The sequence below is a fragment of the Nocardia sp. NPDC004568 genome, assembly GCF_040609955.1.
Classification (GTDB): Bacteria; Actinomycetota; Actinomycetes; order Mycobacteriales; family Mycobacteriaceae; genus Nocardia.
This window is the reverse complement of sequence record NZ_JBEXLL010000001.1, coordinates 16,290-35,310: the sequence shown is the minus strand read 5'-3', so window position 1 is coordinate 35,310 and position 19,021 is coordinate 16,290. Positions and strand designations below refer to the sequence as shown.

General features: G+C 69.9%; 22 protein-coding genes and 1 riboswitch. Of the genes, 9 read left to right on the top strand and 13 right to left on the bottom strand.

Annotated elements, in window-relative coordinates; translation table 11 throughout:
• Positions 1-5 precede the first annotated feature (5 nt).
• Positions 6-1,832, top strand: coding sequence for a fatty acid--CoA ligase FadD11 (gene fadD11 / locus ABZV91_RS00185; protein WP_355233327.1), 1,827 nt, complete (start codon positions 6-8; stop codon positions 1,830-1,832).
• Positions 1,833-1,851: 19 nt separating this feature from the next.
• Here fadD11 and ABZV91_RS00180 read toward each other — a convergent pair whose 3' ends face one another.
• Genes ABZV91_RS00180 through ABZV91_RS00165 form a run of 4 tightly spaced genes read right to left on the bottom strand, consistent with a single transcriptional unit; the run spans position 1,852 to position 3,929 of the window.
• Entirely contained in the window at positions 1,852-2,223 is a 372-nt protein-coding gene (locus tag ABZV91_RS00180) for a hypothetical protein (protein ID WP_355233325.1), read from the bottom strand.
• Positions 2,224-2,249: 26 nt separating this feature from the next.
• Positions 2,250-2,720 carry a roadblock/LC7 domain-containing protein gene (locus ABZV91_RS00175; protein ID WP_355233323.1) on the bottom strand — a complete coding sequence of 157 codons (471 nt, stop codon included), beginning with the start codon at positions 2,718-2,720 and terminating at the stop codon, positions 2,250-2,252.
• Complete coding sequence (locus ABZV91_RS00170) at positions 2,717-3,547, bottom strand: hypothetical protein (RefSeq protein WP_355233321.1); 831 nt, start codon at positions 3,545-3,547, stop codon at positions 2,717-2,719. The genes ABZV91_RS00175 and ABZV91_RS00170 overlap by 4 nt, the downstream gene beginning before the upstream one ends.
• A complete protein-coding gene (locus tag ABZV91_RS00165) occupies positions 3,537-3,929 on the bottom strand; it encodes a hypothetical protein (RefSeq protein ID WP_355233319.1) in 393 nt (130 codons plus the stop codon). Before ABZV91_RS00165 ends, ABZV91_RS00170 begins: the two co-directional genes overlap by 11 nt.
• 269 nt (positions 3,930-4,198) lie before the next feature.
• On the opposite strand from ABZV91_RS00165, the gene ABZV91_RS00160 reads away from it, so the two are divergent.
• The gene (locus ABZV91_RS00160) at positions 4,199-5,128 is read left to right on the top strand and encodes a DMT family transporter (RefSeq protein WP_355233317.1); all 930 of its coding nucleotides are present in this window, start codon (positions 4,199-4,201) and stop codon (positions 5,126-5,128) included.
• Positions 5,129-5,277: 149 nt separating this feature from the next.
• A complete protein-coding gene (locus tag ABZV91_RS00155; RefSeq protein WP_355233315.1) occupies positions 5,278-5,571 on the top strand; it encodes an MTH1187 family thiamine-binding protein in 294 nt (97 codons plus the stop codon).
• A gap of 21 nt (positions 5,572-5,592) precedes the next feature.
• Here ABZV91_RS00155 and ABZV91_RS00150 read toward each other — a convergent pair whose 3' ends face one another.
• Positions 5,593-6,174, bottom strand: a complete 582-nt coding sequence (locus ABZV91_RS00150) for a YdcF family protein (RefSeq protein ID WP_355233313.1) — start codon at positions 6,172-6,174, stop codon at positions 5,593-5,595.
• Between the two features lie 81 nt (positions 6,175-6,255).
• Positions 6,256-6,630 (bottom strand): MerR family transcriptional regulator, encoded by a 375-nt coding sequence (locus tag ABZV91_RS00145; protein WP_355233311.1) that lies wholly within the window; start codon positions 6,628-6,630, stop codon positions 6,256-6,258.
• Between the two features lie 62 nt (positions 6,631-6,692).
• Between ABZV91_RS00145 and ABZV91_RS00140 the strand changes: the two genes are divergently transcribed.
• Positions 6,693-7,580, top strand: coding sequence for a polysaccharide deacetylase family protein (locus ABZV91_RS00140; RefSeq protein WP_355233309.1), 888 nt, complete (start codon positions 6,693-6,695; stop codon positions 7,578-7,580).
• Here the strand turns inward: ABZV91_RS00140 and ABZV91_RS00135 are convergent.
• Entirely contained in the window at positions 7,561-8,757 is a 1,197-nt protein-coding gene (locus tag ABZV91_RS00135; protein ID WP_355233307.1) for a GNAT family N-acetyltransferase, read from the bottom strand. The two genes, ABZV91_RS00140 and ABZV91_RS00135, sit on opposite strands and share 20 nt — an antisense overlap.
• 90 nt (positions 8,758-8,847) lie before the next feature.
• Positions 8,848-10,164, bottom strand: a complete 1,317-nt coding sequence (locus ABZV91_RS00130) for an aminotransferase class V-fold PLP-dependent enzyme (RefSeq protein ID WP_355233305.1) — start codon at positions 10,162-10,164, stop codon at positions 8,848-8,850.
• 45 nt (positions 10,165-10,209) lie between these two features.
• Positions 10,210-10,323: riboswitch (SAM riboswitch) on the bottom strand.
• Between the two features lie 288 nt (positions 10,324-10,611).
• Here ABZV91_RS00130 and ABZV91_RS00125 point away from each other — a divergent pair.
• Entirely contained in the window at positions 10,612-11,694 is a 1,083-nt protein-coding gene (locus tag ABZV91_RS00125; RefSeq protein ID WP_355233303.1) for an LLM class flavin-dependent oxidoreductase, read from the top strand.
• Positions 11,695-11,709: 15 nt separating this feature from the next.
• On the opposite strand, the gene ABZV91_RS00120 is transcribed toward ABZV91_RS00125, so the two are convergent.
• From ABZV91_RS00120 to ABZV91_RS00100, 5 genes are all read right to left on the bottom strand, one after another.
• Positions 11,710-12,741: an aldo/keto reductase gene (locus ABZV91_RS00120; RefSeq protein WP_355233301.1), complete on the bottom strand. Its 1,032-nt coding sequence runs from the start codon at positions 12,739-12,741 to the stop codon at positions 11,710-11,712.
• A gap of 80 nt (positions 12,742-12,821) precedes the next feature.
• Positions 12,822-13,553, bottom strand: a complete 732-nt coding sequence (locus ABZV91_RS00115) for an SDR family oxidoreductase (protein WP_355233299.1) — start codon at positions 13,551-13,553, stop codon at positions 12,822-12,824.
• Entirely contained in the window at positions 13,516-14,232 is a 717-nt protein-coding gene (locus ABZV91_RS00110) for a nitroreductase family protein (protein WP_355233297.1), read from the bottom strand. The genes ABZV91_RS00115 and ABZV91_RS00110 overlap by 38 nt, the downstream gene beginning before the upstream one ends.
• Positions 14,233-14,318: 86 nt before the next feature.
• Positions 14,319-14,957: a carboxymuconolactone decarboxylase family protein gene (locus tag ABZV91_RS00105; protein ID WP_355233295.1), complete on the bottom strand. Its 639-nt coding sequence runs from the start codon at positions 14,955-14,957 to the stop codon at positions 14,319-14,321.
• 18 nt (positions 14,958-14,975) lie between these two features.
• Positions 14,976-15,542: a VOC family protein gene (locus ABZV91_RS00100; RefSeq protein ID WP_355233293.1), complete on the bottom strand. Its 567-nt coding sequence runs from the start codon at positions 15,540-15,542 to the stop codon at positions 14,976-14,978.
• 109 nt (positions 15,543-15,651) lie between these two features.
• Here ABZV91_RS00100 and ABZV91_RS00095 point away from each other — a divergent pair, with 109 nt between their 5' ends.
• The 4 genes from ABZV91_RS00095 (at position 15,652) to ABZV91_RS00080 (ending at position 19,017) form a co-directional block, all read left to right on the top strand.
• Positions 15,652-16,284: a TetR/AcrR family transcriptional regulator gene (locus ABZV91_RS00095; RefSeq protein ID WP_355233291.1), complete on the top strand. Its 633-nt coding sequence runs from the start codon at positions 15,652-15,654 to the stop codon at positions 16,282-16,284.
• Between the two features lie 116 nt (positions 16,285-16,400).
• On the top strand, positions 16,401-17,660 hold the full coding sequence (locus ABZV91_RS00090) for a CaiB/BaiF CoA-transferase family protein (RefSeq protein WP_355233289.1): 1,260 nt from the start codon (positions 16,401-16,403) through the stop codon (positions 17,658-17,660).
• The gene (locus tag ABZV91_RS00085; protein ID WP_355233287.1) at positions 17,657-18,577 is read left to right on the top strand and encodes a hydroxymethylglutaryl-CoA lyase; all 921 of its coding nucleotides are present in this window, start codon (positions 17,657-17,659) and stop codon (positions 18,575-18,577) included. The genes ABZV91_RS00090 and ABZV91_RS00085 overlap by 4 nt, the downstream gene beginning before the upstream one ends.
• Positions 18,578-18,633: 56 nt before the next feature.
• Positions 18,634-19,017 carry a nuclear transport factor 2 family protein gene (locus ABZV91_RS00080; protein WP_355233285.1) on the top strand — a complete coding sequence of 128 codons (384 nt, stop codon included), beginning with the start codon at positions 18,634-18,636 and terminating at the stop codon, positions 19,015-19,017.
• The last annotated feature ends 4 nt before the right edge of the window (positions 19,018-19,021 follow it).

Below are 19,021 nucleotides of genomic sequence, written 5' to 3'. Positions count from 1 at the left end.
CCGCTGTGCGCACAGCTCGCTTCCCCACCCTCCCTGCCGCGTTCCAGCACATCGCCACCGTGCGACCCGCCGCGGTCGCACTGCGGACCCCCGGTGACGCGCAGACCTCGACCTGGTCCGAGTACGCCACGCGCGTCCGCGAGTTCGCCGCGGGCCTGGACGGACTCGGTGTGCGCCGCGGCGACACCGTCGCCCTGATGATGGGCAACCGGATCGAGTTCTACCCGCTCGAGGTGGCCGCACAACATCTCGGCGCGACCTCCTTCTCCGTCTACAACACCCTGCCCGCCGATCAGCTGAACCATGTACTCGGTAACTCCGGGGCCCGGGTGGTGATCTGTGAACCGCAGTACGTCGCGCGGTTGCGGTCCTGCGGAGTGGCGCTGGACCACATCGTCTGCCTGGACGACGCCCCCGCGGGAACCCTCGCGGTGGCCGACCTGGTCGCCGCGGCACGTGCCGATTTCGATTTCGAGGCCGCCTGGCAGGGCGTGCGGAGCGACGATGTGGCCACACTCATCTACACCTCCGGCACCACCGGCAGCCCCAAGGGCGTGGAGACGACCCACGCCAACCTGCTGTTCCAGGTCTACGGGATCGCCGAGGTGCTGGGTATCGAATTCGGCGACACCATCACCTCCTTCATGCCGAGCGCCCACATCGCGGACCGGCTCACCGCCCTGTATGTGCAGGAGGTCCTGGGTATCCAGGTCACCTGTGTCGCCGATCCCAAGCTCATCGCGCCGGCGCTGGCCGATCTGCGGCCGACCCTGTGGGGCGCGGTGCCCCGGGTCTGGGAGAAACTGCGCGCCGCCATCGAGTACAAGGTCGCCGCGGAACCCGACGCCGAGCGACGGGCGGCGCTGCGATGGGCCCTGTCGGTGGCCGTCGCCCGGGGCGACCACGAACTGGCCGGCACCCCGCTGCCCGACGACCTCGCCGCCGAATGGCGACGCGCCGACGATCTGGTGCTGCGTGGGTTGCGCACGGCGCTGGGGTTCGACCGGATGCGCTGGGCGCTCTCGGGCGCCGCCCCGATACCCCCCGCTACCCTGGGCTTCTTCGCCGGACTCGGTGTCCCGATCACCGAGATCTGGGGTATGTCGGAACTGTCCTGCATCTGCAGCGTCAGTCCGCCGGCCGAGGTACGGCTCGGTACGGTCGGCAAACTGCTGCCGGGAATGGAGTACCGGACCGCCCCGGACGGGGAGTTCCTCGTCCGGGGCCCGCTGGTGATGAAGAGTTACCGGGGGCAGCCGGACAGGACCGGCGAGGCGATCGACGCCGAGGGCTGGCTGCACACTGGCGATATCGTGACGGTCGACGAGGACGGATATCTGCGGGTCGTCGACCGTAAGAAAGAGATCATCATCAATGCCTCCGGCAAGAACATGTCGCCGACGCATATCGAGAACACCATCAAGGCGGCGACCCCGCTCATCGGCGCCATGTCGGTCATCGGAGACGGCCGCCCGTACAACACCGCGCTCATCGTGCTGGACGCGGAAACCGCCGGCCCGTATGCGAAACAACACGGCCTCACCGACGATTCGGCTGCCACCCTGGCCGCCGACCCGACGGTGATCGCCGCCATCCGGGCCGGCGTGGCCGCGGGCAACGCGCGTCTGTCCCGGGTGGAACAGGTGAAACGCTTCCTTGTGCTGCCGGTCTTCTGGGAAGCGGGCGGCGACGAGGTCACGCTCACCATGAAACTCAAGCGCAAGGTCGTCGCCGAGAAGTACGCGGCGCGGATCGCCGACCTCTACCGGGATCCACCCGGCGGTGATATCCGGGAACCCGCCGCCGGACCGCAGCTCGCCTCAGCGACCTGACGCGGGCGCCCGGCCCGGCTCAGACCTCGAGCTCCTCCTCGATCCCACGCAGCCGGTGCCGGGCCAGCGCCAGGTTCGCCCGGCTGCGGTCGAGGGCCAGATACAGGAACAGGCCCCGTGACTTGCGGCCGGTCATCGGCCGGATGAGGTGGTACTGGCTGCTGAGCGAGATCAGGATGTCCTCGATGTCCTCCTGCAGGCCGAGCTGTTCCATCGTGCGCAGCTTCGCCCGCACCACCTCGGTGTTGCCCGCGGCGGCCACGTTCAGGTCCAGCGCCTTGGAGCTCCCGAGCGTGCCCAGTGCCATACCACTGTTGTAGTCCACGACGGCCGCGCCCAGAGCGCCGTCGATCGACATCATGTCCTTGAGTGCCAAATCCATATCGGACACAGGTCGTTCCTCTCGATGGTTTTCGTTTACTGCGTTCTTCCGTTGCCGCCGGGGTCCTTGGCCACGGCGGAGAGATGTTCGGCGATCCGGCGCGCCACCGGCCGGGACTCCAGATGCAGCCGGCCGATATTCACCTCCGGGGCCGCGAGCACGGTCAACGACGCCCAGCCGGCCGCGTAGATCACCACATGGCCCCCGGTGCCGTCCACCACGACTTCCTGGAAACCGCCGCCCTGCGCCGTGTGCGCGAGCCGATCCGACAGCGACAGCTGAGCCGCCGCCAGCGCGGCCATCCCGGTCGGTTCGATATGCGCGGGGAGGTCGTGGGTCACCAGCAGTCCGTCGCTGGACGCCACGAGCGTCCCGGTCAACCGGGGTACTCGTTCGCGCAACGCACGAAGTTCCGCCGTCACCGCGGCGTGGGGATCGGACACCGTCATCGGCACCTTGGTAAGCCTTCCCATCAGTTCACCGAGCAGATTCTTACGCGCCGTCACGCGAGGTCCTCCAGAGCCGCCCGAAGCCGGGTGAGCAGTTCGTGATCCACCGGTTCCCACTCGTCTCCCTCGGGCACCGGTGTGGCATTACGGATCCGGCGTCGCAACGGCGGCTCCGCCGCGGCGGCCGGATCGGCGGTGGCGGCCGGATCGGCGGTGGCGGCCGGATCGGCGGCGGGCGAGCCGGCCGCGGAAGCCGGTGCCCCCGCCGGTGGTTCGATCAACCCCGCCACGGTCAGATCACGCACCGCCTCCAGACAGCCATAGGCGGTGCGGCCCAGGTCGCGGGCGATGCCGGTCACGCTGCGGCGATTGTCGGCCGCGGCCAGTACCTCGGCCTGGCTGCCGGTGAGCAGCACCCGGCGCCGCCGGATCCGGCGCACCGGGACGACCGCGGCACGGTCGACCAGTTCCGCCGGCCACGGACCCGAGTCCGGGTCCCCACGGCGAGCGCATTCGCGGACCAGCGCCCGGGGCCGGACGGTGCAGACCGCCGACAGCCAGTGGGCCGGCGCGGGCCGGAACTCCGGCTCCACCGGCGTGGGCAGCAGAAAATAGGCCGCGTCGAAAACGGCGAGCAGGGCCAGGGTTTCCAGCAGCGGCCGGTCCAGCAGGGGGCCCGGATCCCCGGTGCCCGCCCGCGCCCAGTCCTCGGCACTGGCCACCCCGGCCTCGACCACCAAGCGATCCAGCCCGGGGGTGCGCGCGCAGGTGGCGGACGCGATGGCGCCGTCGGCGAGGTGGAACTCCCCGTCGCCTACGCGCAGAACGCCGGTCCGGCCTTCGTCTTCCAATCGCTGCAACTCGTCCGCGAGCTCAACGCGCATGACCGTCCTCGGCCAGTTCGGCGAGGATGCCGCGTAGCCGGAACCGGGCCATCGCCAAATTGCCGGAATCCTCGTCGAACAGGACATGAACGAAGAGGCGACCGCCGAAATCGCCGTCCACCAGGTTGAGCAGGTGATATCCGCCGGTTCCGCAGACGATGATCTCGTCGACGTCGTCCCCGGTCGGGCCCGTGGTCAGCGCCGGACAGCCGAGCACCGCGCGCACCACATCGGTGGTGGTCGCCGCGTCCTCGTGCTGATCGACCACATGGTGCCGACCCGCCGCGGCGACCGCGAGCCCACTCGCGCCGTCCACCAGAGTCACGCTGCGTGCACCGGGGATGTCCATGATGCGTTCCAGACATCCATCGATTCCGCTCATGTGCCCCTGCCCGTTCATGCGTGTTTCAGATCCCTGGAGACACTACACACACACTGCGTTCGCCGCCGACTGAACGCATGACCGGATCGGGCACCCGGGCCGTCCACGCTCGAAACGATGCCGGAGCTGCGCCCGAGATATACGGCGCGACAGAGTAGTTGACACATTACCCCCGAGCCGGCGCCTACCGATCGATGATTTCTCAAACTTGCGCTCGCATGGGAAATATCGCCTGGATCCCGCGTCGGCGGGGAAACTACGTTCGACACATGACCGAGTTGTTTCCCGGACGGGGGCGCACGATGCTCGCCGCGGCCGCCACCGTCGTGCTGTGGGCATCGGCGTTCGTCGTCATCCGCATCGCGGGCGCGGAGTTCTCGCCGGGGGCGCTGGCCCTGGGCCGATTGGCCTCGGCGGCGGTGGTATTGGTGGCGCTGCTTTTGCTGACCGGCACCGGCCTGCCCCCGCGCTCGGCGCTGCGCGGGGTCATGGTATCCGGAGTGCTGTGGTTCGGGATCTACATGGTGGCCTTGAACTGGGCCGAGCAGCATGTCGACGCCGGCACCGCGGCGCTCGTGATCAACACCGGACCGCTCATGATCGCGCTGCTGGGCGGACTCTTTCTCGGCGAGGGTTTCCCGAGACGACTCATGGCCGGTATCGCGGTGGCGTTCACCGGCGCGGCCGTGGTGGGATCATCCAGTTCCGAGGGCGCGGCCACCCTACTCGGAGTCGTGCTGTGCGTGGTGGCGGCGGTCGCGTGGGCGGTGGCGGTGCTCGTCCAGAAACCCGCGCTGGCCCACGCTTCGGCGCTGCAGGTGACCACCGGCGGTTGTGTGGTGGGTACGCTCGCGTGCCTGCCGTTCACCGGACAGCTGGTCACCGAGGCGGCCGCGGCACCGCTGCCCGCCACACTCGCTCTCGTCTACCTCGGCGTGTTCCCGACCGCCGTCGCTTTCACCACCTGGGCCTATGCCCTGGCCCGGATGACCGCCGGACAGGTGGGCGCCACCACCTACGCGGTGCCGGCGCTCGTGGTCGTCATGTCCTGGCTCCTCCTCGACGAGGTGCCCGGCCCGCCGGCACTCGCCGGCGGAGTGCTGTGCCTGGCGGGCGTCGCCATCACCCGGTGGCGGCCACGCGCACGCCGGGGCGCGGCCGCGCGCCGCGACAGTGATCGGGAGGCGGATCCGGTATGACCTGCCGGGGGTCGGCCGGACCGCGGCGGAGTCGCCGGACCGGTGGCGATCGCGCCGATCGGCCGGCACACGGTCGCGGGTGTGCGCGCGGAAGTGCGTACGGTGAGATCAGCGCCGCCATCCGCCACGACGAACCAGGAGAGTGCGATATGCTCGCCGCCTTCTCGATCACCCCCATCGGCACCGGCGAAAGTGTCGGGGATCAGGTCGCCACCGCGGTCCGGGTCATCCGGGACAGCGGACTCGCGTACCGGACCGCCGCCAGTTTCACCGAGATCGAAGGCGAATGGGATCAGGTCATGGGTGTCATCAAGGCCGCGACCGATGCGGTACTGGCCCAATCCGATCGGTGCAGCATCGTCATCAAGGCCGATATCCGGCCCGGCCGGACGAATACACTGAACACCAAGGTCGAATCGATCGAACGGCGGCTCGCCGAGTGACCCCGCGCCACGCCCCCGCGACTACCGTGTGAGTGGCACCGGCCGCCTCCCCCGCTTCGCGTACCCGACGACCGCGAACAGCGGTTTGACCACCGTCCACTCGCCGAAGCGGTACTCCGCGCCGCGCACCAGGCGAACCGCGAGATCCGGGCGCATGACGGCCAGGTAGTGGCGGGCCTGCTCCGCGTGCAGCGGATTCGAGACGATCTTGATCCGGTCGGCGTCGCCGATCAGCGCGATGGCGTTCTCGATGTTCTCCCAGGTGCTCCGCGAGGTGGTATCCAACGCGACCGGTCCGGACCAGCCGTGTTCCCGGGCATAGGCGGCCATCAGTTCGGCCTCCGACCGCACACCCCCGACCGCGCCACCGCAGAAGACCATCCGGGTGTCGAGCCGGGGAGTGCAGGAGCGCAGCCCGGCGCGCACCCGCCACCTGTTCATCGCGTTGACCGTCGGCGCCGAATTGCGGAACCCGAGGACGACGACCACCTCGCTCGTGCCGATCGCGGAGCCGACCAGCCGCCGCGACGAGCGCCAGTTCACCCACTCGCCCCAGACCAGTACGGCCGCACCGGCCGCGAGCAGTATTCGTGACGTCCGCACGGGTACCGCAGCGTACCCGTACGCGCGCCTGTTCCGCACAACGCCGCGCGTCCCGGCGCCGTCTCGCTCCCGCGTGGCCGGCTACGCTCCCCGTTCGCCGTATTCGCGGACCGCGCACAGGTATTCGTTGATGGCGTCCCGGTTCCGCTCGAGGCAGCGGATCCGCTCGTTCATCCGATCCCGTTCGCCCTCGAGTGTCGCGAGCATCTCCGGCGTCGCGTCCGGGAAGTAGATGGACCGCGGCTTGTCCAGGCACGGGAGGATCTGTTTGATGATCCGGGTCGGCAACCCGGCATCGAGCAGTCCTCGGATCTGCAGGACGCGATCGACGAAGCGCTCGTCGTAGCTGCGGTACCCGTTCGCGCACCGCTGGGCGGCGATCAGTCCCTGTTCCTCGTAGTAGCGCAGCAACCGGCGCGCGGTGCCGGTGCGCCGTGACAGTTCTCCGATCCGCATTCCACCCACCTCGCTCGAAAGATTTGACCTTCACATCTGTGTGATGCTTCGACCATAGCCGAATGGACAACGAACTCTTCGACTACAGCGCCATCGTCGATCGCGATCCGATCCGGTGGCCCGGCGGTGCGCGCGTCGCGTTCTACGTGGGCCTGAATATCGAGCACTACCGGGTGGACCGACCCTCCACCAGTATCTTCGCCGGCACCGCCGGGCAGGTCCCGGACCCCCTCAACTACGGCTGGCGCGATTACGGCCCCCGGGTGGGATTCTGGCGGATCCTGGAATCGCTGGACCGGCACGGTATCCGGGCCAGCGCACTGCTCAACTCCGATGTGTTGCAGCGGTATCCGCGCATCATCGCGGCGGGCCGGGAACGCGATTGGGCCTGGCTCGCGCACGGCCGGAACAACTCCGTCCTGCAGGCCGAGATCGCCGCCGCGGACGAGCGCGCCTACCTCGCGGACGTGCTCACCACCATCGAACGCGGCACCGGGAAGCGACCGCGGGGCTGGATGGGCCCCGCCCTCTCCGAGAGTTTCCGTACCCCGGAATTGTTGCGCGAACTCGGCGTCGACTATGTCCTGGACTGGACCAACGACGACCAGCCCTATCCGCTGCGCGTTCCCGGCCTGTTCAGCCTGCCGTACTCGGTGGAGTTGAACGACAACACCCTGTTCCTCGGCACGGGGCTCACCGGACCCGATTTCGTCCGGATCGTGCGCGACCAGCTCGACCGGCTGTGGGCGGACTCCGAAACGAGCGGCCGAGTCCTCGCCCTGGCACTGCATCCCTTCGTCACCGGACAGGCGTTCCGGGCCCGGTACCTCGACGAGGCACTGGCCTATATCGTCGAACATCCCGGCGTATGGGTCACCACCAGCGACGAGATCGCGGCGCACTACGCGAGTACCCGGGCCGGGGAGACGGTCAGAAGTACGTCCCGCTGAACGGGTGCTCGTCCACCTCGAACAGCGCGTCCGCGGCCGCCGCGGCGCCGGGCCGGAGCTCGGTGACGCGGCCGGCGAGCGCCAGGTGGCGCCAGCGGGTGCCGCCGAGGTACGCGGACGCCAGGGCCGCCACGTCGGTGACGAGGTCCGCGGGCTCCTCCACCCGGGTGACCCCGCCGTCCTCGATCCGGTACGTGCCGGTGTTGGCGGGCAGGAGGGAATCGGTGACCGCGACGACCAGCGGCCGGCCGGGGCGATAGGTGCGCCGGGCCAGTGCCGCCTCGACGTCGACGAGCCGCAACCAGGTCTCGTCGTGCACCTCGGTGATCCGGGCCGCCCGCTCGTCGACCAGCAGTTGCCGCAGCGGGGTGTCGGGCGAGATCGCCGACAGCACGACCGCGTCGACGATATCGGCACTGAGCAGATGCCGGACGAGTCCGATGAAGGCGGCGGGAGTGGTGGCGACGAAATCGTCGACCACCACGGTCCGGCGTGGACCGCGCACCCAGTCCGGGGAATCGGCGGGTCGGTAGCGCACGAAACCGTCCTCCGCGCCGGGTTCCCCGTGCACGGCGACATGGCCCTGCGCCCGCAACAGCTCCTGCAACCGCCACCAGTACGAGGGGCGATCGATCGCCGCGGTCCACGTCACCTGCGCGGTCGCGTAGATCTTGGCGGGTACCTCCCAGCGTTCCGCGGGCGCGAGCAACCGGACCGGGCCCGCGACGGGCACGGTCTCACGGAAGCGGGCCCGGTGCACATCGATCTCGCAGCGCGCCGACGAGCCGGCGACGCCGTACCCGAAACGCTCGTAGATACCGCCCTGGGTGGCGCGCAGCGAGGCGACGATCTCCCCGCCTGCGGCGATCCCGATGAGCTGCCGGCGCAGCAGCGCGCCCGCGATCCCCTGCCGCGCGTGGGTGGGCAGGACGCCGACGTGCGTCACCGCGGCGTGCGGCAGACGCGCGCCACCCGGTGCGATCAGCCAGCTGGTGTAGGAATTGACCGTCCCGACCAGCTCACCGTCGACCCGGGCGCCGAGAGTGCGGCCGGGCTCGTTCAACCCGTCCGCGGCTTCCGCCGGGATCGGCGGGCCTCCGACCATCGCGGTACGGAAGACCTGTTGCGCGGCCCGCGCGTCTGCCGCATCGGTCAATATGTCGATTTCGACGGTCATCTCGGCTCACTCAGAGGTTCGGTATCGGGTTGCCGGCGACACCGGCCGGCACCATGTGATCCGAACCATCTTCACACGGCACGCGGTAGGTCACACCGCGCACGGCGCGCCGGCCCCGGTGCCCGATCCCCCGGTCAGGCCGGGGCGGGTCTCCGGAACCGGGTCCCAGCGGCCGCCGGAACAGGCGTAATCCCACTGCGGTCCGGTCTCGACCAGGGCCCGCACCGCATCGACCAGACGGTCCACGTCACCGGCCGTGGTGCCGAGCCCGATACTGGCGCGCAGCGCGGCGTCGAGCCCGAACCGGGCCAGCAGCGGGTGGGCGCAGAAGCGGCCGTCACGCACTCCGATCGCGTGTTCGGCGGACAGATAGGCCGCGACCCGGCCCGGTTCGAAACCGTCCACGGTGAAGGCGACGATTCCGACGCAGTCGGGGCTGTCGGCCCAGATCCGCAGGCACCGGACCCCGGTGATCCCCGCCAGCCCGGTGCGCAACCGGTCGGTGAGCACCCGTTCGTGTGCCTCGGCGGACGCGCCGAGTGCGATGAGAGCCGAGCAGGCGGCCGCCAGCGCCGCGGCACCCAGCACATTGGGGGAGCCGGCTTCGTGCCGATGCGGCGCGGCCGCCCAGTCCACGGTATCCGCGGTGACCGCGGTGACCGCGCCCCCGCCGGCCAGATACGGCGGTGCCGCGTCGAGCCAGTCGCGCCGCCCGGCGAGCACCCCGGCACCGTACGGTGCGTACAGCTTGTGCCCGGAGAAGACCACATAATCGATATCGGTGGCGCACAGATCGATACGCCGATGCGGTGCCAGTTGGGCCGCGTCCACCAGGATCCGCGCACCGTGGCGATGCGCGAGCGCGGCCAGTTCCGGCAGCGGTAGTACCTCGCCGGTGGCATTGGAGGCGCCCGTGACCGCGAGCAGGGCCGCGGGTTTCGCGCCGAGTTCGGCGGCGAGACGGTCGACGGTCTCGGTGAGCGTGCCGGCGGCGGGCACCACCCGGCGACCGCGGCCGGCCCAGGGCAGGAAGTTGGCGTGGTGTTCGATATCGAGGACCACGGTGTCGCCGGGCACGCAGGCGGCGAGCAGGTTGAGCGCGTCGGTGGTGTTTCGGGTGAACACCACCTCCTGGTCGGCGGCACAGCGCAGGAAGCCGCGCACCGTTTCGCGGGCCGACTCGTAGCAGCGGGTGGAGATACGCGAGGCGTACCCGGCACCGCGATGCACGCTCGCGTAGTAGGGCAGCAGATCGGCCACCCCCGCAGTGACCTGCGCGAGCGCGGGTGCGCTGGCGGCGTAGTCGAAATTCGCGTAGTCGCGGGTGCCGCCCTGCACCAGCGGTACCCGCAGATCGTCGCCGGAGACCCGGGCCGGGGCACAGGTGGGGTCGAGTACAGCGGTCATCACGTGATCCCTTCGATCGAGGGACTCCGGGTGTCGAACGAGCGGAGTCCGCGCTTGCCGCGCTCGGTCGAGCGGCGGCCAGGTCGTCACCCGGGGCACCCCACCGCGGAGGAGGGTTGCCGGCCAGCAAGCCGGGGCTCGATGCTGGCACTCATGACCTGGTGCGAGGGTGACAGACCCATCAACGGCTTGTCAACTCGACCCGTCGCGGACCGCGTCGCCGGGTCGGCGCGCACCGGCCCTCCCGGTGACCACCTGCCGTGCGCGGTCCCCTGACCCGCTGACTCGCGGTTCGAAACAGCGTCCCCGGCACCCGTTTCGAATCATCGTGATCCGGTCCGTGGCCCGGAGACGGTCAGGAGCGCAAGGTGTTCATCCGGGTGATCACCCCGGACGACCCGGTGCGCGCACCTGTCCCGATTCCCCGGCCCCGAACGGAGACTCTCGATGCCCGACCGAACAGGAGCCGCCACCCCGACGGCCGAATATCTCTGGTACATCCCGAATCAGGTGACTCCCGGGCATCGTGGTGACGCCGTCACCGCCGACCACAACAGCCTGGAAACGCTGACCACCCAGGCGCGCGCACTCGAGGAATACGGATGGCAGGGGGCGCTGATCGGCACCGGCTGGGGGCGGCCGGACACATTCACCGTCGCCACCGCGCTCGCGGCCCGGACCACGACCTTCGAACCGCTCGTCGCCGTCCGGCCCGGGTATTGGCGGCCGGCCCATTTCGCCTCCGCCGCCGCCAGTCTCGATCATCTCACCGGCGGCCGGCTACGGATCAATATCGTCTCCGGTAAGGACGACCTCGCGGCCTACGGCGAGGCCGAGGAAAGCCAGGCCGACCGGTACGCCCGCACCCGGGAGTTCCTCCAGCTGGTCCGGCGGCTGTGGACCGAGGAGAATGTCACCTACCGGGGTGCGCACTACCGGGTCACCGATTCCACCGTCACGCCGCGGACCGCCGTGCGCGCGGACCGCCCGCATCCGCTGCTGTACTTCGGTGGCGCGTCCGCCGCCGCAGAACGAGTCGCGGCGACCGAAGCCGATGTCCAGCTCTTCTGGGGTGAGCCGCTGGCGGGCGTCCGCGAACGTATCGAACGTTTGCGCGCGCTCGGTGACGAACTCGGCCGGGCGCTGCCACCGCTGCGGTTCGGCCTGCGCGTCACCACCTTGGTCCGCGACACCACCGAACAGGCGTGGGCCGATGCCGAGGCCAAGGTTGCCGAGATGGCGAAAACGCCCGACCGCGGCGCACCCCGGCGCGCCGCGGTCGGGCAGCAGCGCCTGCTCGACCTGGCGGCGCGCGGTGAAGTGCTCGACGACAACCTGTACACCACCCCGGGCACTGTCGGGGGTGGCGGCGCGGGCACGACGTGGCTGGTGGGTTCGGCCGCGGACGTCGCGAAATCAATACGGCGCTACCAGGATCTCGGCATCACCCACTTCGTGCTCTCCGATACTCCCTACCTGGCCGAGATCCGGCGCCAGGGCGCCCGGCTCCTGCCGCTGCTACGCGACTGAGCCGGGCGCACCGCGTCAGAGATCCAGCCCGGTTCCGTGGATGCCGTGCTCGTCGATGAGGGCGAGCTCGGCAGCGGTGAATTCCGGGAACTCGAGCGCCGCGAGATTGTGGTCGAGCTGCGCCGTGCTGCTCGCGCCGATCAGCGCCGAGGTGACCTCGGGCCGCCGCAGTACCCACTGCAGCGCGAGCTGGGCCAGCGACTGGCCCCGAGCCGCGGCGATCTTGTTCAGTTCGGCGGTGCGGCGCCGATAGGTCTCGTCGATGGCATCGGGCGACAGGAAAGTGCTGTCGGCCGCCCGGGCGCCCTCGGGGATGCGTTCGAGGTACTTGTCGGTCAGCAGCCCCTGCGCCAGCGGCGAATACACGATGGCGCCGAAGCCGTCCTGCCGCGCGGTGTCCAGCAGGCCGTTCTGTTCGGGACGGCGGTCGTAGATGGAGTACCGCGCCTGATGGATGAGCAACGGCACACCCGCTTCGCGCAGCAGTTCGGCGGCTCGGTGGGCGCGATCGGGCAGATAGTTGGAGATGCCGATATAGAGCGCCTTACCCTGCTGCACCGCGCCGACCAGCGCACCCACCGTTTCCTCCAGCGGAGTCCCGAGGTCGGGGCTGTGGTGGTAGAAGATATCGACGTAATCGGTGCCGAGATCGCGCAGGCTGTGCTCGAGCGAGGCCAGCAGTGATTTGCGGGAGCCGCCCCTCAGGTACGGGCTGGGCCCGATCGGGTTCCCGGCTTTGGTCGACAGGATGAGCTCGTCCCGGTACGGCGCGAGGTCCTTCGCCAGCACCCGGCCGAAGTTCTTCTGCGCGGCCCGATGCGGCGGACCGTACCGGTCGGCATTGTCGAAATGGGTGATACCCAGGTCGAAGGCGTGCAGGATGATCTCGCGCTGCGTCGCGAAGGGGTAGTCGGTGCCGAACTTCTGCCACAGTCCGAACGAGAACGCGGGCAGATCGAGGCCGGAAGCGCCGCTGCGCCGGTACGGGACCTTCTCGTACCGTTGCTCGGCGGCGGTGTAGGTCAGGTCGAAGGGGCCATAGCTCATCCGGACAGTGGATCATTCTCGCGGCGGCGGAGGCGATGGGTCGGCTCACGCTGATCGCAATGTGCGCCGGACCGAGCCGGTCAGGCGACCCCGCCGTTGACGTAGAGGACCTGTCCGTTCACCCACCGGGCCGGTCCGGCCAGGAAGGCCACCGTTTCGGCGATATCGGCCGGTTCGCCGAGCCGTTCCAGCGGAGACATCCGCGCAAGGCGGTCGACGGTGTCGGCGTCCTTGCCGTCGAGGAACAGCGGTGTCGCGGTCGGGCCCGGGGCCACCGCGTTCACGGTCACATCGCGGCCCCGCAACTCCCGCGCCAGGATGAGCGTCATCGCCTCGACCGCGCCCTTGGTGGCCGCGTAGGCGGCGTAGCCGGGCTGCTGGAGCCGGAGCACCGAGGTCGAGAAATTGATCAGCGCGCCACCGCGGTTCAGCGTGCGAGCGGCCGACTGCGAGACCACGAAGGTGCCGCGGACATTGGTGCGGTGCATCCGGTCGAACGCGTCGAGATCGAATTCTCGGCGCTGTGGCGGACTGCGACTGCGCGCCGCGGATACGCAGCCGGCCACACGCCCGTGGCGCGCCCCCGCTCGGGCAGGCAGTGGAAGATCGACTGCCCGACCAAGGCCGTACGGGCCTCCCCCACCGGCCGTCGCCGCTGACGGCCCGTATCCATCGGTGCGGTGGTCTCTCGGTGAGTTGCCGACCTTCGCCGGACCGGTTCCGGACAGCGCGATGTCGGCCGCACCGTCATTGCCGCCGGTCGAAGCCGACGGGTCAGTGCAGCGGGAAACCCTGGGCCGCCAGCGATTCACGCAGCCGGTCGCGCCCCTCGAGCGCTTCCGCCGTCCCCAGCCGGGCAAGGACCCGATCGATCCACGAATGCGCCAGATCCTGCTCGGCGTAGAACTGCGCGATGCGCTGCTCGTAGTCGTCGATATCGGCGAGCCCGGCGGGCGTGTAGGTCTCCTCGTGCAGCACCGCGGCCTGCGGCAGCCGCGGCTTGACGCGGGCGTTCTCGGCCGGATCGGGCCGGCCCACCACCAGGCGGACCAGCGCGTTCTGTGCGGCCAGCGCCGCGTCCAGGAACGCGACATAACTGGATTCCAGGTAGTCGGCCCCGTCCAGTGGCGCGCCGCGCTCGGCGGCCAGGCCGCGCAGCCGGGCGAGGTCCGCGGTCCACACCAGCAGCAGCGGGGCCTGCCGGATCTGTTCCTGGTCCCCGGCGAGCGCGGCGAGGCGGGCTTTGCGCTGCGGGTCACGGACCGCGACCACACTCCACACCTGCAGATTGGAGGAAGTAGGGGCGGACTGGGCGGCCGAGATCAGCAGTTCCAGCACGCCGTCCGGCAGCGGATCCGGCAGATAGCGGCGGATCGATCGGTGTTCGTGCAGCACCCGCAGCACCGGATTCCACTCGGCCGGCGCCGCCGGTGCGGGGGCACGGTAGCGCTGCGCCACCACCTGGTCCGGAGACGGTGCGGTCTGCGTCATGCTGCCATCGTCGCCGCCGCGGCGGCCACGGTCAGCGGTTGACCGCAGCTCGAGCCGAAACCCGGCCGCACCCCGGGCACCGTCGCTCAGGCTCCCGACAGATCCGCGGACAGATCCCTGGCCTCGACGCCCTCCGGCAGTTGCACCTCCTCGATCGGCTCCGGCCGATCGTCGTATTCGAGCCGCAGGGCCCGGCAGATCGTCGCGTGCATGTCGTACAGCGTGGTGATGTAGGTGAGTTCGAGGATCTCCTGATCGCTCAGCGCACCGCGCAGCACCTCGAACACCGCGTCGGGGACCCGGCCGCCGTCGTAGACGAGCCCGTCGGTGTAGGCCAGTACCGCCCGTTCGAGCGGGGAGAAGACCTCGCTGATCTGCCAGTGCGGAATGGCCGCGATCTTCTCCTCGGGCACGCCCAGCGAGCGCATCTGCTTGCAGTGCTGGGAGAAGACGAACTGACTGCCGCGGGCAAAGCCCGCCCGGCTCTGACCGAGTTCGCGCAGGGCCGGGTCCAGCGTCGCATTGCGGTAGACGGCGAAACCCCGGACCGCGTGCCGGAACACCTCGGGTGACTGGGCGAACACCGTCCACCAGTCGCCGGGCGTGGCATGGACGGTCCCGTGGTCGACGGCCGGATCCTTGTCCGGCCCGAAGAGCCGGTCGTAGTAGAACAGGATCCGCTCGTCGGTGACTTCGGCACGGGGTACTTCACGCAACCTGGGCACGGTGGCGCTCCTTTCGGCTCAGTGCGACGTGGGGACGCGGCGGTCGGCGGCGGTCTTCGGTTCGTGCGAGACGTCGGATTCGGTGAAGGTTCGTGTCCAGCAGGCGAATTCGAGCAGAACGCCGTCGGGGTCCTGGAAGTAGAACGAGCGCACGAAAGTGCCCGGATGCACCTCCCGGGAGACTCCGGCCCGGCTGTCGTCGTGATTGAGCACGCGACTGACCTCGATCCCCTCGGCCCGTAACCGCTCGTAGTACTCGTCGAACTTCTCCGGCGGCACGGCGAAGGCGACATGGTTCATCGAACCCACCGCGCTCACGAGTTCACCGGCGTCGGGCAGGCCCTTGGGTGCCGCCACGCCCGGCGCCGCGTCGGGTGCGTCGGCGAGCCAGAAGAAGGCGAGCGTATTGCCGTTACCGCAGTCGAAGAAGAAGTGCTGGCCCAGGTCTCCGGGCAGTTCGATGGTCTTGATCAGCGGCATACCGAGGACGCCCGTATAGAAATCGATGGTCCGGCGCATATCGGCGCACACGAGTGCCAGATGGTTGATCCCGCGTAGTTCGTACCTCGGGTCGGTGTCGTTCATCGCAGTCCTTCCTATGGGCGACAATGTCGGGTGCGCGGCCGTTCCGGCGGTCGCCGCAGGAGCAAAACATGACTTGACAGTCATGTCAGCTTCGGGAATAGTCTGTCCCGTGGCGAAGTCATCTGTCAACAGTTCCCCCGCCTCGGTCGACACCCTGACCCCGCGGGGACGCAAGACGCGTGACGCTCTGCTGGACGCGGCCCGCCGCGTCTTCGAGACGGTCGGATTCCTGGACGCGCGGGTCGAACTCATCGCCCAGGAGGCCGGGGTCTCCTACGGCACCTTCTACCGGTACTTCGAATCCAAGGACGATGTCTTCGGCGAACTGAGCAACCGGCTCTTCGAGGATATGCACCGGCGCGAGTCCGCCGCGGCCGATCTCTCCCCGGCCGAACGCCTGATCGCCTCGAACCGGTCCTACTACCAGGCCTACCGGCGCAACGCGCCCATGATGGCGATCATCGAACAGGTCGCGACCTTCAACGAGGAATTCCGCCTGCTCCGGCACGAGCACCGCCGCCAGCTGATCGATCGCACGGCCCGCGCGATCGCCCGCTGGCAGTCCGAAGGCCTGGTGCCCACCGGTCTCGACCCCGAACTGGCCGCCCGCGCCATGTCCGCCATGGTGGACCACACCCTGTACCTGTGGCTGATCCAGGGCGAGGACGCCGACGAGGAGGCGCTGCTCGCGACCCTCGACCAGATGTGCGTCGGCGCACTCCATCTCGACCGAGCGCCCTGACCGGCGCCGACGCGTCGTACCGCACGAACCCGGCCTCTTCGCGGGATATCCCGTCCGATCCGACACCTCGTTCGCTACGACAGCTCCCACCCCCTGCCGTTTCGAGGAGGCAAGCAATGACAACCGATTCGCGACCCGGCGCGGAGGCGCCGCCGCGCGGCCCACTCGAGGGCTATCGCGTCCTGGAACTGGGCACGCTGATCGCGGGGCCCTACTGCGGCCGGCTGCTCGGTGACCTCGGCGCGGACGTCATCAAGATCGAGGCGCCGGACCGGCCCGACCCGCTGCGCGAATGGGGTCAGGCCGAAGGAGGCCACCAGTACTTCTGGACGGTCCACGCGCGCAACAAACGCTGTGTCGGTATCGACCTGCGAACCGACGCGGGCCGCGAGATCTTCCTCGAACTGGCCCGCACCGCCGATGTGGTGGTGGAGAGCTTCCGGCCCGGAACCCTGGAGCGCTGGGGAATCGGCTACGACGTGCTGACCGCGGTCTCCCCCGGGCTCGTCCTGGCCCGGGTGTCGGGCTACGGCCAGACCGGACCCTACGCCTCCCGGCCGGGGTACGCGTCGGTCGCCGAGGGCATCAGCGGCCTCCGGTATCTCAACGGTTTCCCGGGCCAGGCCCCGCCCCGCATCGCCTTGTCGCTCGGCGACAGCCTGGCCGGGATGTTCGCCTTCCAGGGCGTTCTGGCCGCCCTGCTGGTGCGGGAACGCACCGGCCGCGGGCAGATCGTCGATACGGCGCTCACCGAGGCATCGCTGGCGATCCAGGAATCCACAGTGCCCGATTACCACAAGACCGGGCATATCAGGCAGCCGTCGGGCACCCGGCTGGACCGGATCGCGCCCTCGAACCTGTACCGGGCCAAAGACGGTCTGTGGGTCATCATCGCGGCCAACCAGGACACCGTGTTCGGGCGGCTGGCCGCCGCCATGGGCCGCCCCGAACTGGCGACCGACCCGCGCTATGTCGACCACACCGCACGCGGCCGCAACCAGGACGAACTCGACGAGATCATCGCGGCGTGGGCGGTGGACCACACCGCCACCGAACTCATCGACCTGCTGGCCGCGGCCGGTGTCGTGGCCGGACCGGTCAACACGGTCGCCGAGGTGATGGCCGATCCACAGTTCCTCGCCCGTGACCTGTTCGTCGATCACCGCGATCCCTCGGCCGAGCCCACCGACCCCGGCTACGACCCGGTACCGGTGAAAGGCGTCGGCGTGGTCCCCAGATTGAGCGAGACACCGGGCGGTGTGCGCTGGGGCGGACCCGCTCGCCCGGGTGCACACACCGATGCGGTCCTCGGCGAAATCCTGGGCTACACCCCGGAGCGGCTCGGCGAACTGCGCGCGCGGGGAACCATCGCATGACCACCCCGGCACAGGTCGATATTCGCGAGGTCGGGCCGCGCGACGGTCTCCAGATCGAGGCGCCCCTCACCACCGAGGCCAAACTCGAACTGATCGCGGCGCTGGTGGCCACGGGAGTCGGCCGGATCGAGGTCACCTCGTTCGTGTCCCCGCGCGCCATCCCGGCACTCGCCGATGCCGAATTGGTGGCGGCCCAGTTGCACCGCTGGCCGGACGTCGCGTTCTCGGCTCTGGTCGCCGGCCTCGGCGGCGTCCGGCGGGCACTCGCCGCGGGCGTGACCCGGCTCGAGTACGTGGTGTCGGCCTCGGAGGGGCACAGTGTCGCCAATGTCGGCCGTACCAGCGAAGAGTCGATCGCACTGATCGGCCCTGTCGCCGAGCTGGTCCATCGCGCCGGCGGCGACCTGGAGGTGATCATCGCGATCGCCTTCGACTGCCCCTTCGACGGCCCCACCCCGCCGCACCGGGTCGCCGAGATCGCGGCGCGCGCCCGGGCCGCCGGCGCCGACAGTCTGTCCGTCGCCGACACTGTCGGCACGGCCACCCCGCGCCGGACCGCCGAGGTCGTCGATCTCGTCCACGCCGCGGTGCCGGACGTGGAACTCGGCCTGCATCTGCACAACACCCGGGGGCAGGGTCTGGCCAACGCGTGGTCGGGTCATCTGCACGGTGTCCGCCGATTCGACGCCGCGGCAGGCGGTTTCGGCGGCTGCCCGTTCGCACCCGGTGCCAGCGGCAATATCGCGACCGAGGAACTGGTCTACCTGTTCGAGGACAGCGGGATCACCACCGGCATCGATCTGCCCGCCACCCTCGCCGCCGCGGCCCTCGCCGCCGATCTGCTCGGCCGGGCCGCCGACAGCAATCTCCTCCGCGCCGGGGGGCGCCTGCACCCCGTGCCCGCACCCGGGCGCTGAATACCGCCGGGCGGCCACGCCGATCGCCCGGTCATGCCGAAAGAAGAGGACATCCGATGAACGATCTGGCCGATCGTTTCTTCGCCGCCGTCAGTGCGGGCGATGAGGCGACTCTGACCGAGCTGTACGCTCCCGACGCCCGGATCTGGCACAACGACAAGGGCACCGAGGAAACCGTCACCGAGAATCTGCGGGTCCTGCACTGGCTCTCGCGCACGCTCGCCGATATGCGCTATGAGGACATCCGCCGGTACCCGCTGCCCACCGGCTTCGCCCAGCAGCACGTCCTGCGCGGCGAACTGCCCGGACACGGGCTGCTGGAAGTGGCGGCGTGCCTGTTCGTCGAGGTCCGCGACGGGCACATCGTCCGCATCGACGAATACGTCGACTCCGCGGCCACCCGGCCGCTGCGCGAGTTCGCCGCCGGACGGAAGGGGTGACCAC

Coding starts and splice junctions, on each gene's coding strand:
- ABZV91_RS00170 (WP_355233321.1), bottom strand. CDS start 3,547: ATGCGCGTTGAGCTCGCGGACGAGTTGCAGCGATTGGAAGACGAAGGC.
- ABZV91_RS00140 (WP_355233309.1), top strand. CDS start 6,693: ATGGACAACGAACTCTTCGACTACAGCGCCATCGTCGATCGCGATCCG.
- ABZV91_RS00120 (WP_355233301.1), bottom strand. CDS start 12,741: ATGAGCTATGGCCCCTTCGACCTGACCTACACCGCCGCCGAGCAACGG.
- ABZV91_RS00135 (WP_355233307.1), bottom strand. CDS start 8,757: ATGACCGTCGAAATCGACATATTGACCGATGCGGCAGACGCGCGGGCC.
- ABZV91_RS00145 (WP_355233311.1), bottom strand. CDS start 6,630: ATGCGGATCGGAGAACTGTCACGGCGCACCGGCACCGCGCGCCGGTTG.
- ABZV91_RS00160 (WP_355233317.1), top strand. CDS start 4,199: ATGACCGAGTTGTTTCCCGGACGGGGGCGCACGATGCTCGCCGCGGCC.
- ABZV91_RS00110 (WP_355233297.1), bottom strand. CDS start 14,232: ATGACGCAGACCGCACCGTCTCCGGACCAGGTGGTGGCGCAGCGCTAC.
- ABZV91_RS00090 (WP_355233289.1), top strand. CDS start 16,401: ATGACAACCGATTCGCGACCCGGCGCGGAGGCGCCGCCGCGCGGCCCA.
- ABZV91_RS00165 (WP_355233319.1), bottom strand. CDS start 3,929: ATGAGCGGAATCGATGGATGTCTGGAACGCATCATGGACATCCCCGGT.
- ABZV91_RS00155 (WP_355233315.1), top strand. CDS start 5,278: ATGCTCGCCGCCTTCTCGATCACCCCCATCGGCACCGGCGAAAGTGTC.
- ABZV91_RS00100 (WP_355233293.1), bottom strand. CDS start 15,542: ATGAACGACACCGACCCGAGGTACGAACTACGCGGGATCAACCATCTG.
- ABZV91_RS00085 (WP_355233287.1), top strand. CDS start 17,657: ATGACCACCCCGGCACAGGTCGATATTCGCGAGGTCGGGCCGCGCGAC.
- ABZV91_RS00130 (WP_355233305.1), bottom strand. CDS start 10,164: ATGACCGCTGTACTCGACCCCACCTGTGCCCCGGCCCGGGTCTCCGGC.
- ABZV91_RS00080 (WP_355233285.1), top strand. CDS start 18,634: ATGAACGATCTGGCCGATCGTTTCTTCGCCGCCGTCAGTGCGGGCGAT.
- ABZV91_RS00125 (WP_355233303.1), top strand. CDS start 10,612: ATGCCCGACCGAACAGGAGCCGCCACCCCGACGGCCGAATATCTCTGG.